Origin of the sequence: Bacillus sp. SH7-1 (assembly GCF_008042405.1) — a bacterium.
Taxonomy (GTDB): domain Bacteria; phylum Bacillota; class Bacilli; order Bacillales; family Bacillaceae_G; genus Bacillus_A; species Bacillus_A thuringiensis_N.
Genome location: NZ_QNUD01000033.1, coordinates 19,325 through 32,355 on the forward strand (window position 1 = coordinate 19,325; position 13,031 = coordinate 32,355).

Below are 13,031 nucleotides of genomic sequence, written 5' to 3' on the forward strand. Positions count from 1 at the left end.
CTATTTTTCCCTATTTCTATAAAGGGATATAGGGAAATTTCAAAAACTATAACTGGAGTGTTAAAAATGGCTATTACAATTACGGTAGGTAATTACAAAGGTGGAGTCGGTAAAACCACAAATGCTGTATTGAACTCTTATGAATTTGCTAAAAAGGGCAAGCGTACATTACTTGTTGACCTTGATCCACAAAGTAACGCAACAAAATCTCTGATGCTAACAAAATCCATTCTTAATCCTGATGAAATTGTTACTGTTGAAAAAACATTAATGAAAGGAATACAAGAGGGAAACCTAGACGGCTTAGAAGTGGAAATTATGGAGAATTTACATTTACTACCTTCTTACGTTGATTTTCAGGACTTCGCAAAATTCCTTTATAAAAATTGTTCTTCGGAAGCTGAAGAAGATCATTACTTTAAGGGATTACTTGAAAAGATAAAGCATAAATACGACTACATATTTATCGACGTGCCTCCTATGTCGCTAGAAGTTACAAAAAATGCAGTTGTAGCTTCTGATTATGTTCTAATTGCTCTGCAAACACAAGAACGTTCTCTTACTGGTGCCGAGAATTATATTACTGAACTTATCAAGTTAAAAGAACAATATGATCTTGATATTGAAGTAGTTGGCGTTCTTCCTGTCCTATTAAAAAACAATGGTAAAGTTGACGAATACATTATGGAAAATGCTCGTGAAATTTTCGGCGAAGAAAATCTCTTCAAAAACATTGTCCCTCAAATGGAACGTATTAAACGATTTGATGTGAATGGTATTACTGAAAAAGATAGACATGATATGAATGTAATTGAACTATACGAAACGATTAGTGATGAATTGTTGTCTCGTATTGATATGTTCGAAAAAATGAAGGTTGGTGTGTAACATGGCGAGAACTCCTGGTTTGTTAGGTAGAAAGAAAAGTAACTTTGAACCTACTGAACCCTATGTACCAGAGCAAGGACAAACTGTAGTTGAAAATAACGAAGTACCAGCTGCTCCTTCTCAACCTAAGACAGAAGAAAAACAAGTAACTCGAAAAGAAAAAAGAAACGAAAAAACTGAACCGAAAAAGAAATTTAAAAATCAACAAGGTAGTATTAAAATTTCTAATCAATCAAAAGAAGAACTTGAAGTATTAATGAAGCTTACGAACACAAAATTCACGTATGAGATCATCGATCTACTTATAGATCGTTATGTAGAAAATGAGCTAACACCTGATCAGAAAAGGAAATTCAAGCTTTTAACAGAGGTTTAAAAAATATAGAAATATCCCTATTTAGAAATAGGGATATTTCTATATTTCCACTTTTCTTTGATATATTTTTACTTATTCCCAGCTCTTTAACTCACTTGAATACACGGGTAAAACATCAGATAATAACATTATCGTTACCTATACAAGTGATAAATAGTTTTAACAATTTAAGATAAAAAACTAAATGGGAGTGGTACCTTTGGAGAATGAAAGTAAATCTTTTGTAGTAACTGTGACACCTATTACTGAAAGTTCAGATTTAACTATTCAAAACGATCAAACTAATACGAAAAAGGAAATTCAAACACCAGATAAACGTTTAGTTCCATCTAAAACAGCAAAACTTTCACCTGCTGTTTTGCTAAAGCTAAATACTCTTAAACCATTTATACAGGAGCAAGAAGGTATGGATAAAACATCAATTAACAACATCATTGACATGCTTGTTGAGCATTATGTAGATTCCCAACTAGTCAACCGACATTCTAAAGCATATAAAGACATGTATAAACGCCTATATGAGACGTTAGAGAATAAATAAATAAAAAAGAAGTGTCCCTGTTTTTCATTAAGGATACTTCTTTTTTATGCGACCTCTTACCAGAACCTCTACAACTAGCTCATTTACAGATTTTTCGTTAGCAGAAGTCATTTTAAAATTCTATGTGTCGATTTTTTCTTTGCGCTTGCAGATAAACCACCATATCAAAGCTACAAGCAGTATGAGGAGCGGTATTGCCTGAATGAAGAGAAATCCTCCCCAAAAATCAAGTTCCGTACTATATGGTGAGTCTGTTGCCATCACACCTATAAATAAGGCCACTGGAATTGTGCATAGATTTACCCCTAAACTGACCATTATGAATGTTAGATTTTTATCCTTAGTTTTTGGTGAATCAGAATTGAAGAATGAGAATACTGCAATGCCGATTATAAAATACAGTATTACATAAAGCTGATTAAGATATCCCATAATATTCCTCCGTTATCCTAATAGTACCATCAGCAAGGACAAATTTGAACAAATAGGATATTTATGTAAGTTCAATATGGCATCTCATTTATGAAATTTACATATTAATAACAATATGTTAGAATGCAATGTTTTTATTAGGAGAAATAATTATAATAAGAAGGTGTAACAAATGGATTATTTACGTAACAAAACGGATATTGAATTAATAGAATTATATCATAATACGTATGATAGCGATTTACTTAGAAAAATTGAATCAGAGCTGGATTATCGTGGTTTATCCTACGAAGATTCGTTTGATATTGTTGATATGATTACATCTATCTACTTGATAGGGAAGATGTTTGTATTATTTGTAATTGGTTGGTTCGCTTATCGACTAATTCAATACCCATTAGAACATTATTTCGAAATTGCAGAAAGATACTTTCCAGCTAATCTTTATATGGAAGGTAGTATTATCAGTAATAAAATTCAAATGAATATCGTAGGATTTATGGCAGCGTGCGGGATGACTATTGTTTTATTCAAGTTTGGTAAGGATATTAGAAAAATCACTGCAGGATTTTTTGCAATAATGTCTATCTACTTCTTGATAGATGAAATAAAAACAAAAGATGTGCCTTTTTCTGCAATAATTCTAAGCTGTTTGGTTATTTTAATCGCATTGGCTGGCGTGATAAAATTCAAGAAATGTACTTCATTAGGATTATGGTTGATTATCAGTACAACAATAGGCTTTATTATTATAGGAAATCATATTCTTACGCCGTGGGTTTTCTTAGAAACAGCAGGATTTTTATTAATCTTTATCAGAGATAGCCACTTTATATACATTAAAAAAAGGGGTAAGTCTTTAAGAAGGACTGCTTCAAGAGGGTAATTACATATAGTCTAAATATAAAAAAGTGGATCCCTACTCTCACAAGGAATCCACTCTTTCTTTTTCTACAACTCTATTTTTATACATTACTACCACTGGCCAGTAGTCCCTCTACTTGCTTTCACCAAAAACGCCACCACGGCTTCTTTTCTTTCGCAGCTGCAACCTCATCCCGAAACTCCTGCATCATTCTCTTCGTTTCCTGCATCTCACGTAGTGTCTTCATAAGCGTCTCATCTCTTGCTTCTAATCGTTTTTCCACTCGCTCATTGTGTGCTTCTACACTCGCTTTGATTTCCTCGTTACTTTGCTTCGCCTGCTCACTCAATCGCTTCTCCATCGCTAACATGCTTTGATTCATTTCCTGCGCCATAACGCTGTACTGTTCCTGTAATTGCTGTTTAATGTGGAATGGCACTAAATCCGTTTCCTCAGCTTCCTCTTGAATCAGATCCGGATTAACCTTTTCTATTTGCTGCGCGATCATCTTCGCTGCCTTTTCTAGCGTCATACCGTCATGCTTACTCAGTTCGATTAATTTCTCAATAACCATAATGTCACTGTCTGTATACTGGCGTCTGCCGCGATTATCCTTCTTCACTACGAATCCTTCACGTTGCAATACTTCCATGTACTTTCTAAGGGTGCTATCACTTATTCCTAGTCGTTTGTATACTTCACTAGCAGAATAAACAATTTCGTCCGTCATAGCGTCACAACACCTCCTAGTGAGAGTATTCCATGATGGTTGAGAAATTCCTGCAAATAAAAAAGCTCTGATTATACAGAGCTTTTAACTTAAGTATGCTATTTCTTATGTTATTCAGTGACTAGAATTGATTTTCCTTTTCCATCTACTACTATACCACCCGTGCCTGGATTTAAACCTTTAACATAATATTTTCCGTTTTCTATCGTTAATTCAAAAACGCTTCCGTCTCCAAATTCAGAATAAGCCCAACTTCCAGATACTCTTTTTTTCTCCCCTACCTCAAGTTTAATGTCATATCTAGCTATTTCTTTCTTTACTTTACTATCAGCTAATGAATTTGATTCAAATGTAGTTGCCGAAGCTCCAATTCCTCCAGTTAATACAATACCAGTTACTAGTGTTCCTATTATTAACTTTTTAAACATAAAAAATCCCCCTTTTTATAGTTTTATAGCTTACCACCTAATCATATTTTTAAAAATAATTATTGTAAATATATAGAATTTTTAGAAATATAAAACAGTTAATTTCGAATGTTTAGTTAAGATATGCTGTTTGTTAATAACGATAAACAGTTATTTTTATATAAAGAACAATACTGGTTAGAGACAACTAAATAGCTTTAGCAATCTCAACAAGCAGTCTCATAAACAACGGAATCATTTGAACCACTATATAACGAATCCCAGCACGGCTTATTAGCGAGAATCCCCGTTCCTGGCTACCCACCATCATGAATAGCCCGCTGCATAACGCCATAACGAATATGATAGAACCAGCAGTAAAAAAAACTGCAAATAAAAAAACCGACTCATAAGAGTCAGTCTTTTAATTATTTTTACTTAGCGTTATCTCGTAGATCTTTGATGGATATTGGAATAGTTCTATATAGAAATACTGCTAATTGTTCACGCGTAATTGTACCGTCTGGATTAAAGTTATTATTACCTACACCACCAGTAATACCATTACTATATAAAATTTCTACGGCTTCATTAGCCCAGTGTCCTTGCATATCATTAAATTGATGATCAAACTTCTTGTTTAACCAAAAAGCGTTTACGAAAGTTTGAGCAAGTTCTGCTCGGGTTACGATTCTTTTTGGGTTAAAATGACCATTAAATTCGTAAGAGAAAATTCCACTTTTATATCCTGCTGCAATTTCCTTTTTAAACATTGAATCATTTATATCATTGAAAGGAAGCGGCTGTGACATATCATAATCGGGAATTTCCACCGTTCTATATAAGAATGCCGCTAATTCTTCACGCGTTATTTCTTCTAAAGCTCCAAAATAACCATTGTGGTATCCCAACATTATATTGTGGTCAACCATGTAGTTAATTTCATTATATGCCCAACTCCAATCGGGCACATCTATAAATTTACTATTTTGAGCACTCGCTGCTTGTATTCCCTGATTTGTGGTATTCCCTGATGTCTCAGCCATAGAGTTATTTGCAAAAAAAGTTGTACCACATACTGCTACACATACACCAGAAATTATTAATTTTTTCATTACTATTCTCTCCCCTTAATTTTAAACGTCAATAATACCATTCCAAGAATCATTATATAACTATTTTTAAATTAGAAAAAGAAGGAATTTATATTTTTTTACAATTATTCACAAATATAGCCATATAGCTTTAGCAATTTCAAAAAGTAATCGCATATTGAACCACTATATAACCAATCCCTGCCCTTGATATAAGGGAAAATCCCCGTTCCTGGCTACCAATCATTATAAACAAACCACCGCATAGCGCCACAGCGGATGTAATTGGATAGGACACTGATTTGATTAGAAAAATAACTGACTCAAAACCGACCATATTGATTCGATTTTATTTTTTTTGAAAAAACCTCTTCATAAAAGAACATACATTCGTATATAATAAGAACTAACGTTCTGTTATTTAGGGGGAATAACGGTGTATGACTATTCAATATTGCCAAATCGAATTGTTTTATGTGTAGATCTTCGTAGCTTTTATGCTTCAGTCAGTTGTATCAAAATGGGCTTAGATCCACTGCACACAAAGTTAGCTGTAGTTGGTGATGTGAACAGGAGTGGTTCAATTGTATTGGCTGCAACTCCACCATTAAAAACATTAGGCGTTAAGAAAATGGCGAGATTGTATGAAATACCACATCGTAAAGATATCCTTGTGGTAAACCCAATTATGAGTACTTACATAAAATGCTCTAATTTCATCACTAAGTTGGCTCTACAATACGTACCTATTGAGGATTTCCACCAATATTCCATCGATGAGTTCTTTATGGATATTACGGATAGTATTCATTTATTTGCTAACGATCCGTATGAATTTGCATTGAAATTCAAGCGTGAAATATATGCAAAGACTCGAATCGAATGCACGATAGGAATTGGTCCAAGCCCATTAATGAGCAAGGTTGCCTTAGATGTGGAAGCAAAGAAAACGAAAGATTGTATAGCATACTGGAAGTACGAAGATGTACCCATAAAATTATGGCCAATACGACCACTCAGCAAATTTTGGGGGATTTCAGGGAAAACAGAAGCGAAGTTAAACCGAAAAGGAATTCATTCAATCGGAGACTTGGCACAATATCCACTCAAATATTTAAAACAGAGCTTTGGAGTCATTGGCGAAGAATTACACTTACATAGCAACGGCATTGATTTTAGCCGTATTTCAGAAAAATACGTTCCAGCAACAACTTCTATTGGTAAAAGTCAAATACTCATGCGTGATTACACCATAGAGGAATTCCCAATTATTCTACTGGAACATATCGAGGAAGTTTGTTATCGAATGCGAAGGCAAAACAAACTAGCTCAAACTATTCATTTTTCTATTGGTTACAGTAAAAATTACACTGGTGGTTTCAGAAAAACTCACACTATGAACCGACCAACCAATTTAACAATGGATATTTATAAGATTTGTACATATTTTTTACATGAGTTTTATACTGGGGAACCCATTAGAACCATCAATGTTTCTTTAAATAACTTAATCAATGAAGGCGAAGAACAAATCTCACTATTCGATAATGTAATACAACGAGAAAAAGAAATGAAACTAACTAAAGTAATGGACGAAATACGCACTAAATTTGGTAAGAACAGCATATTACGAGGAATTTCATATACAAATAGTGCAACAGCAAGATACAGAAACACATTGTTAGGGGGACATAAAGCATGAACAACGCTAATATGCCAAAGGGAAGAGGAATGGTTAAATGGACTCCATTCGCAGCGATGCCAGAGCAATTCGCTGGTATCCGTGAAATTGTTAAAGAAAAGACAAAGGTAGAACGACCTACATTAACTCAGGATGAACAAGAACTTATTGAGAACATGCTATTATGTTCGTTACTTTCTGAAGAAGAGATATTAATTACATATTACGAAGGTGGTTTTTTACTTACTAACTATATGACCGTCGTTGATATTGATCCGCTGAATAAATCTATAATGTGTACGGATGCATTTTACAATAATATGACGTTGAAATTTATCGATATTATTGATGCAAAATAAAAAGATAATCTAATAGGGCAGATTTTCCTTATTTCACATAAATATTATTATACTAATCTAAAGTTTCTGTATTTACATTTTTTTCTTTTTATCTCATAATTTTAATTGGGAAAGGGAGGAAAGAAATGGTTCAAATCAAAGTGACACCTGAAATGCTAGAAGAAGTTGCTAATCGTGCTCGTAATACCCGAATCGCATTAGAATCTATACATAATAATTTATGTAATGAAATAGATCATTTGTGTTTTCAATGGATTGGTGCCTCTAATCAACAATTCGTTCAAATGTTCAATGATGCGAGACCAAAAGCTTTTACATCTATCAATTCAATTATACAAGTGGAAGAAGATTTGAAACGAATTGCCGAAAAATTCCGTAACACAGATAATCAAGATGTTACAATAGAAGAAGGTGCAATGTGTGGTAAGCCTTCTTCTGAAGAAAAAGGATTTGATAGTGGTAAACTCGCTCGAGATATTACTGGTGAATTAACTGGTGAGTATGATATTCGACGTACTTGGGATGGTGTCGATCCATCTACTGGCGAAAAACTTTCAACCTGGGATAGAATTTTTGCAGGTGGAATGGTAGTAGCTGGAATCACACCTCTTGGAAAACTCGCTAAAGTTGGAAAAGGTGTAAAAATGACCACTGAGGCAGTTGAGGCTACTAAAGCTGCAGCCAGCGCAAAACCAAATTATGTATTATTTAATAAAACACATCGTGATTCCATGCCTAAGCCTAAGGGTCGAGGACCAAACGGGGGTAATTTACAATCACATCACGGCTTACAGCAACAATGGGCAAAAGAAAATTTAGGTAAGTACGGATATGACCCGAAGCTAGCACCAACAGTGACTATTGAGACAGGAAAAGGATTACCTCACACCATTATTTCTAATGCACAGAATTTAAGACGTGATGAGCGTTTAAGTTCAGGTAATGGAAAATGGAGCTCTACTTTACAAGATGAATTAAAAAATCTAGTATCTGATTTTGAACGTGCAGGATTCTCTAAAGAAAACATTTCAGAAACTTTAGAACAACAATATAAAATGCTTGATAAATTAAAAGTAAAGTATGAAAGGATTGATTATTAATGAATATTCTAGAAAAATTAAATGATTCCTTCACATTAGAAGCTCAGGAATCACCAGCGAGTAAAGAGGCCATTCAAGAATTGCAAAAATTCTCATCAATAGATGTACCATTAGATTATTTAGAAGTAATCCAACATTGTACAAATGCAGAGATTAATGTAAAAAATGAACTTTACATACGTATTTGGAGCCCTAATGATTGCATAGAGATGAATGAAGCACATGATATTCAAAAATATATACCAGATTCACTGGCAATCGGTGATGATGAAGGTGGAAAAGCATTATTATATGTAGATGGAAAAGAAGGATTCGGATTATATACAGTGGATTTTGGAGATTTAGATATTGAAGAAACAATTAAAATAGCTCCTTCATTAAAAGCATTGTTAATAGATGGTGTCGGAGTAGAGGAATTGTTGTCATAGTTAAAATAATAAGAGCCGACTCCTGAATTAGAATCGGCTCTTATTTTTACTTAACTTCATACCACCAACCTTTACGGTCAAGGTATTCTTTCATTGCTTTTAATTGGGTATCTGACGTTGGATCTGTTACTACGAAAGCTAATCCATCTCCTTGAAGTAGAAACGTACCTGTCATCTTCAAAGAAGAAAGTGCTCCTGCTACGTCAGGTACCTCATAAGGTGAGAACGCTCCTGTTTGGATGATATTCTGTTTAGTTGGTTGAGCAGGTGCAACACTTGAGCTTGTTCCTCCACATTCTTGTCCAAAGTAAGCAAAGATTACCGCTGAAGTAATTGCGTCCACGTTCCACTTGGCCATATCTGAATCATTATCAATGAAACCTGCCTCCACAAGAAAGAATGGGCAGTTACTTGAACGAATTACTCCAATGTCTGGACGTATCTTAGCTCCACGGTCTTTCCATTCAGTACGCTTAGCAATTTCTGCTGAAATACGAGCTGCCATAGGCGCTTCCTTTGAAGAGTAGCAAAGCACTTCTACTCCGTGACCTTCTCCGTTAGATGCATTAAGATGCCAAGCGAATCCTACGTCATTAGGTCTATCATTGATATTCCTAACTTGGTTACCTACGATAGTACTCGCTGTGCGACCCACATCATCAGTATCATCCTCTACAGAATGACCTAGGGCGCGCAACTTGTTAATGAAATCCTTATTACACTCACGATCCATTAGATGTTCTTTACGGTCACCCCAGTTAGCTCCTGGTACAATAGCATTGTGTCCTCCATGGCTTGATACTCTCATCATTCAACCTCTCCTTTTTTCTCTACTTGTTTTTGTTTACCACCTAAAATTTCAACTGCGTTTGTTAGCGCAGATGGCAAAGGAATTCCCATACGTCCTGCATTTTCTAAAAGAGATAACAACTCATTACCGATAAAGAAGAAAATTGTGGCTTCACGAATGGCACTATTACTTCCAAACGCTGAATCTAACTGCGCTGCAACTCCAACCAAAAGAAAAAGCACCACCTTTTTGGCGATGCCTTTGAAACCAACTTTACTTTTCAACTCTCCGTTATACCCTGCTGCAAATACGCCTGTTATATAATCGATAGCTGCCATGATTACTAGAACTTTCAATGTTGTATCCCATCCTCCCAAAAAGTACCCGCACAAAGCTCCGAAGGTAGCTATAAATGTTTTCATTAATACATCAATACGATCCATCTTTTCACTCCTTTTCTAAAAATAATAAAGCCTGCTATAAGCACGCTTCGTTTTGTTATAAAAGCCGTATTTTGTTCAAAATAAAAAGACCAGTGAATTACACCTGCTCTTTGTTCTCTAAATCAGCTATTCTACTATTTAAATCAACAATTTGTTCTCCTAAATCTGGAATGACTTGCTTTATTTTATTAATTTCATGTTCATAATCTGGTGTATCTTGTATAGGTGCTGCAAACGCTATTGGAGCTTCTGTTTCATCAAGAGTTGGTGGCTTCTGATTTTTGATATCCTCGAGTTCTTTCTGAATATCAGCTAATTGTTGCTTGATTTTTTCTAGCTCAGAAGGTTCCTCAGGCTTTGGCTCCTCAGGTGCCGGTTCTGCCGTTTTAACCCATTTACCATCTTTGAATAATGGGTAGTAAATTCCATCAGGACAAACCTCTAAAGTGCAATTTGCAGGAATGTCAGGACCATAGCCTATAACAACATCTTCCTCGTATGGCACTTTAATAGTTTTAGACTCTACATGTTCCATTACACAATTAGGGCAGTCGTATTTACTAATTGATTCCCCATCTTCTTGAGATGGTATATAAGTACCATCCTGAATGGATTGATGTAGCTGACAAAGTTTCTCTTCAGTGACAATCTCTCTCGTTTCTTCTCGGTATAAGGTTTGTTTCTCATAAATCGGTTTCTCTTCCAAGGGAATCATTTCGATGAATCGCCCTTCAGAGTTATAGCAGTATCCATAGTATTGAGTCATTTAACTTCCTCCTCTTTACGGAGTCACAAAAGTCTGAAGTATTCTGTAACGTTTTCCTTTAGTATCCAAATGGATTTCTCCGTTGAATCTAATTAATAATCTCGACATAGTTCCATCTGGTGATGCTATATCTGTAGTGAGTGAACCTATAGGACGCACTCCTTCAGGAAGTGTTGTCACTATAGGATTCGTTGAGTCGGCATTTCGAGTTACGTCCAACATTAAAGTGACAATGTTTCCTCTTCTAACGATATTCTGAACTGTCCCACTTGTAGGAGTGAAATCACTCGTGATAACTAAGTCAATTGTGGCGTCTTTGGGGGTTGAGACACTTCCGTCAGGTTTTATTCTGAATGCTTTATTCCACTCCCAATCAGCTCCACCTACTGTAGCACTAGGCACGAAAGATAACTCCCCATTACCTGACTGGTATATTCTCCAGCGAATAGCTGTAGAGCCTCCCCCTTGAATTAGCCCTGAACCGTTTGTCTCTACAAAGTTAATCCCTGAAAACTTAAGAGGGCCATCCATAGTATCCCCTGTTTTCTGAACAGTTTTATCCTTATCAGCTAACTCTTTCCATACAGACCAGTTACCAGTGTTAACCTTTGTACGGTAATACTGTTGAGGGGCACTCCATCTAGTGGCATGTTGTACCCAACTAGAAGCGTTAGCCACTTGGAAGGTCTCTATTAAGTAATACGCTGTAGTCCCGTCTGGTGAGTTTTTCAGTTCGTTGCCAAAGTATTTACCTACAGTAGTTAAGTCGTTACAGTCTAATTTGTGACAAGGGTGAGCTTGCCCGTCATCGTTTGTTAGTTTTACATTCTGAGTAGTAGAGTCATCAGAGTGTTTTACCCATCCAATCCAATTTCCATTATCAATATAATTAGTGAAGAAACCACCTTTAAAGTCTTTAGCGAGAACAAGCCCGTATCCATCTGCATTTAAAAATGAAATACCTCTCCATGAAGCCTTTGAAGGAACTGAATTGAGTACTGAACCATGGCAGTAGATAGTGTTCATCCCTGCGCCTGCATTTTTAATAATCAACAAGATGTCAGATGCTGGATCAGACGTACTTATCGTCTGAGTACCATTATCCTTGGTAATTTTCTTCATCTGAGCTGTATCTGATAATGCTACGGGGACATTGCTATAAAGAAGAGCCCCATCATCTTTCAACTGGAGATATTTCTTGCTTAAAGTGTTAGCAAGGTAAACATCTGAGCTACCTGTACCAACATTGGCTTGCTTATCAGGAGAAGGGCCTGCATATAGTCTAGGGACTGTCAGGTTCCCTGTCATGGTATCTCCTGTTCTTTTTACTGCTCCATCCGCTTTTGCACCAGCTGCAATAATCCCGTCAATATCTACACCTTCAAACTTCTTTCCTGCTTCAATAGCTTTTTGGATTACGGGAAATTCATTTGTAGATTTCATCGCATCATCAGACATTATTGATTCATCTACTGTAAATGCGAATTTACAAGTTTCAATTACTTTGTTATTCGGGAAAGTGAACCTCAATTGTGCAATGACATTACCATAGGCAATCAGAGTTTGTGTACTTAAAACAACATAATACTTACCCTGCATTTGATTCACATTCTGTACATCTTGAAACACTCGCTTACAATCAGGCTTTAAGAATGCGATTTGTATACTTATTGCTGATGAAAAGTCTGTCACCACTTTGTCGTGAGTAACATTGATTAATAGTTTGGCAGAGTTTAAATCATTCTGATAAAACCGGATGAGCTTTAGTTCCTCTTCTTTTATATTGAATTCCTTATGCTGCATAGTATCAATTGTTATTTCTCTTATTTTAAGTATTTCTGCCAATTGATTTCACCTCTTTTATTGTTGTGATACTTGCGTTGCTTGTTGCTGTAGGTTAGTTAAACAATCAGAACACACATTTAATGTGCCTAACTTATGCAAATGAGCATTCTTTTTGCACAACTCACAAAATGTATCTGTTTTACGCAAATAAACCTGGTCATGATCTGAGAAAATCTCAACTACATCACCAGGTTTAACGCCAATATCGGATAATTTATCTAATGGTACTTTTACTGAACCGTCTTCAGAAATTGTTACTGTTACTCCTAAGTATTGATATGTCATA

At 35.5% G+C, this 13,031-nt stretch carries 17 protein-coding genes and 1 pseudogene; 8 read left to right on the top strand and 10 right to left on the bottom strand.

Annotation, left to right across the window (positions count from 1 at the left end):
- Positions 1–66 precede the first annotated feature (66 nt).
- The 3 genes from DN390_RS23320 (at position 67) to DN390_RS23330 (ending at position 1,805) form a co-directional block, all read left to right on the top strand.
- Entirely contained in the window at positions 67–888 is an 822-nt protein-coding gene (locus tag DN390_RS23320; RefSeq protein ID WP_147808597.1) for a ParA family protein, read from the top strand.
- Position 889: 1 nt separating this feature from the next.
- Positions 890–1,264, top strand: coding sequence for a hypothetical protein (locus DN390_RS23325; RefSeq protein WP_147808598.1), 375 nt, complete (start codon positions 890–892; stop codon positions 1,262–1,264).
- 199 nt (positions 1,265–1,463) lie between these two features.
- Positions 1,464–1,805, top strand: a complete 342-nt coding sequence (locus tag DN390_RS23330) for a hypothetical protein (protein ID WP_098555580.1) — start codon at positions 1,464–1,466, stop codon at positions 1,803–1,805.
- Positions 1,806–1,925: 120 nt separating this feature from the next.
- On the opposite strand, the gene DN390_RS23335 is transcribed toward DN390_RS23330, so the two are convergent.
- Positions 1,926–2,237 carry a hypothetical protein gene (locus DN390_RS23335; protein ID WP_147808599.1) on the bottom strand — a complete coding sequence of 104 codons (312 nt, stop codon included), beginning with the start codon at positions 2,235–2,237 and terminating at the stop codon, positions 1,926–1,928.
- A 172-nt stretch (positions 2,238–2,409) separates the two neighbouring features.
- Here DN390_RS23335 and DN390_RS23340 point away from each other — a divergent pair, with 172 nt between their 5' ends.
- Complete coding sequence (locus DN390_RS23340; protein WP_147808600.1) at positions 2,410–3,123, top strand: hypothetical protein; 714 nt, start codon at positions 2,410–2,412, stop codon at positions 3,121–3,123.
- Positions 3,124–3,244: 121 nt separating this feature from the next.
- On the opposite strand, the gene DN390_RS23345 is transcribed toward DN390_RS23340, so the two are convergent.
- From DN390_RS23345 to DN390_RS31700, 4 genes and pseudogenes are all read right to left on the bottom strand, one after another.
- Positions 3,245–3,832 carry a DUF3967 domain-containing protein gene (locus DN390_RS23345; protein ID WP_147808601.1) on the bottom strand — a complete coding sequence of 196 codons (588 nt, stop codon included), beginning with the start codon at positions 3,830–3,832 and terminating at the stop codon, positions 3,245–3,247.
- A gap of 110 nt (positions 3,833–3,942) precedes the next feature.
- Complete coding sequence (locus DN390_RS23350; RefSeq protein WP_147808602.1) at positions 3,943–4,260, bottom strand: hypothetical protein; 318 nt, start codon at positions 4,258–4,260, stop codon at positions 3,943–3,945.
- A 413-nt stretch (positions 4,261–4,673) separates the two neighbouring features.
- Entirely contained in the window at positions 4,674–5,354 is a 681-nt protein-coding gene (locus DN390_RS23355) for an S-layer homology domain-containing protein (protein ID WP_147808603.1), read from the bottom strand.
- A 108-nt stretch (positions 5,355–5,462) separates the two neighbouring features.
- Positions 5,463–5,661: pseudogene (locus tag DN390_RS31700) on the bottom strand (hypothetical protein); the annotation flags it as partial.
- Positions 5,662–5,769: 108 nt separating this feature from the next.
- Between DN390_RS31700 and DN390_RS23365 the strand changes: the two are divergent.
- The 4 genes from DN390_RS23365 to DN390_RS23380 all read left to right on the top strand — a co-directional run bounded on the left by DN390_RS23365 (position 5,770) and on the right by DN390_RS23380 (position 8,901).
- Complete coding sequence (locus tag DN390_RS23365; RefSeq protein ID WP_147808604.1) at positions 5,770–7,035, top strand: Y-family DNA polymerase; 1,266 nt, start codon at positions 5,770–5,772, stop codon at positions 7,033–7,035.
- Complete coding sequence (locus DN390_RS23370; RefSeq protein WP_147808605.1) at positions 7,032–7,373, top strand: YolD-like family protein; 342 nt, start codon at positions 7,032–7,034, stop codon at positions 7,371–7,373. Before DN390_RS23365 ends, DN390_RS23370 begins: the two co-directional genes overlap by 4 nt.
- Before the next feature lie 125 nt (positions 7,374–7,498).
- Positions 7,499–8,473, top strand: coding sequence for a WXG100 family type VII secretion target (locus DN390_RS30990; protein ID WP_147808627.1), 975 nt, complete (start codon positions 7,499–7,501; stop codon positions 8,471–8,473).
- On the top strand, positions 8,473–8,901 hold the full coding sequence (locus DN390_RS23380; RefSeq protein WP_147808606.1) for an SMI1/KNR4 family protein: 429 nt from the start codon (positions 8,473–8,475) through the stop codon (positions 8,899–8,901). Before DN390_RS30990 ends, DN390_RS23380 begins: the two co-directional genes overlap by 1 nt.
- Positions 8,902–8,947: 46 nt before the next feature.
- On the opposite strand, the gene DN390_RS23385 is transcribed toward DN390_RS23380, so the two are convergent.
- From DN390_RS23385 to DN390_RS23405, 5 genes are all read right to left on the bottom strand, one after another.
- Entirely contained in the window at positions 8,948–9,709 is a 762-nt protein-coding gene (locus DN390_RS23385; protein ID WP_147808628.1) for an N-acetylmuramoyl-L-alanine amidase, read from the bottom strand.
- The gene (locus DN390_RS23390; protein ID WP_147808607.1) at positions 9,709–10,134 is read right to left on the bottom strand and encodes a phage holin family protein; all 426 of its coding nucleotides are present in this window, start codon (positions 10,132–10,134) and stop codon (positions 9,709–9,711) included. The genes DN390_RS23385 and DN390_RS23390 overlap by 1 nt, the downstream gene beginning before the upstream one ends.
- 97 nt (positions 10,135–10,231) lie before the next feature.
- Entirely contained in the window at positions 10,232–10,900 is a 669-nt protein-coding gene (locus DN390_RS23395; protein ID WP_147808608.1) for a hypothetical protein, read from the bottom strand.
- 15 nt (positions 10,901–10,915) lie between these two features.
- Positions 10,916–12,745 (bottom strand): BppU family phage baseplate upper protein, encoded by a 1,830-nt coding sequence (locus DN390_RS31350; RefSeq protein ID WP_255444164.1) that lies wholly within the window; start codon positions 12,743–12,745, stop codon positions 10,916–10,918.
- 15 nt (positions 12,746–12,760) lie between these two features.
- Positions 12,761–13,030 (bottom strand): transcriptional regulator, encoded by a 270-nt coding sequence (locus DN390_RS23405; RefSeq protein WP_147808609.1) that lies wholly within the window; start codon positions 13,028–13,030, stop codon positions 12,761–12,763.
- Position 13,031 lies beyond the last annotated feature (1 nt).

Excerpts from the sequence above, each read along its gene's own strand:
- DN390_RS23335 (WP_147808599.1), bottom strand. The coding sequence starts at position 2,237 with ATGGGATATCTTAATCAGCTTTATGTAATACTGTATTTTATAATCGGC.
- DN390_RS23395 (WP_147808608.1), bottom strand. The coding sequence starts at position 10,900 with ATGACTCAATACTATGGATACTGCTATAACTCTGAAGGGCGATTCATC.
- DN390_RS23385 (WP_147808628.1), bottom strand. The coding sequence starts at position 9,709 with ATGAGAGTATCAAGCCATGGAGGACACAATGCTATTGTACCAGGAGCT.
- DN390_RS23380 (WP_147808606.1), top strand. The coding sequence starts at position 8,473 with ATGAATATTCTAGAAAAATTAAATGATTCCTTCACATTAGAAGCTCAG.
- DN390_RS23320 (WP_147808597.1), top strand. The coding sequence starts at position 67 with ATGGCTATTACAATTACGGTAGGTAATTACAAAGGTGGAGTCGGTAAA.
- DN390_RS23325 (WP_147808598.1), top strand. The coding sequence starts at position 890 with ATGGCGAGAACTCCTGGTTTGTTAGGTAGAAAGAAAAGTAACTTTGAA.
- DN390_RS23340 (WP_147808600.1), top strand. The coding sequence starts at position 2,410 with ATGGATTATTTACGTAACAAAACGGATATTGAATTAATAGAATTATAT.
- DN390_RS23355 (WP_147808603.1), bottom strand. The coding sequence starts at position 5,354 with ATGAAAAAATTAATAATTTCTGGTGTATGTGTAGCAGTATGTGGTACA.
- DN390_RS23390 (WP_147808607.1), bottom strand. The coding sequence starts at position 10,134 with ATGGATCGTATTGATGTATTAATGAAAACATTTATAGCTACCTTCGGA.
- DN390_RS23370 (WP_147808605.1), top strand. The coding sequence starts at position 7,032 with ATGAACAACGCTAATATGCCAAAGGGAAGAGGAATGGTTAAATGGACT.
- DN390_RS23350 (WP_147808602.1), bottom strand. The coding sequence starts at position 4,260 with ATGTTTAAAAAGTTAATAATAGGAACACTAGTAACTGGTATTGTATTA.
- DN390_RS23345 (WP_147808601.1), bottom strand. The coding sequence starts at position 3,832 with ATGACGGACGAAATTGTTTATTCTGCTAGTGAAGTATACAAACGACTA.
- DN390_RS23405 (WP_147808609.1), bottom strand. The coding sequence starts at position 13,030 with ATGACATATCAATACTTAGGAGTAACAGTAACAATTTCTGAAGACGGT.
- DN390_RS30990 (WP_147808627.1), top strand. The coding sequence starts at position 7,499 with ATGGTTCAAATCAAAGTGACACCTGAAATGCTAGAAGAAGTTGCTAAT.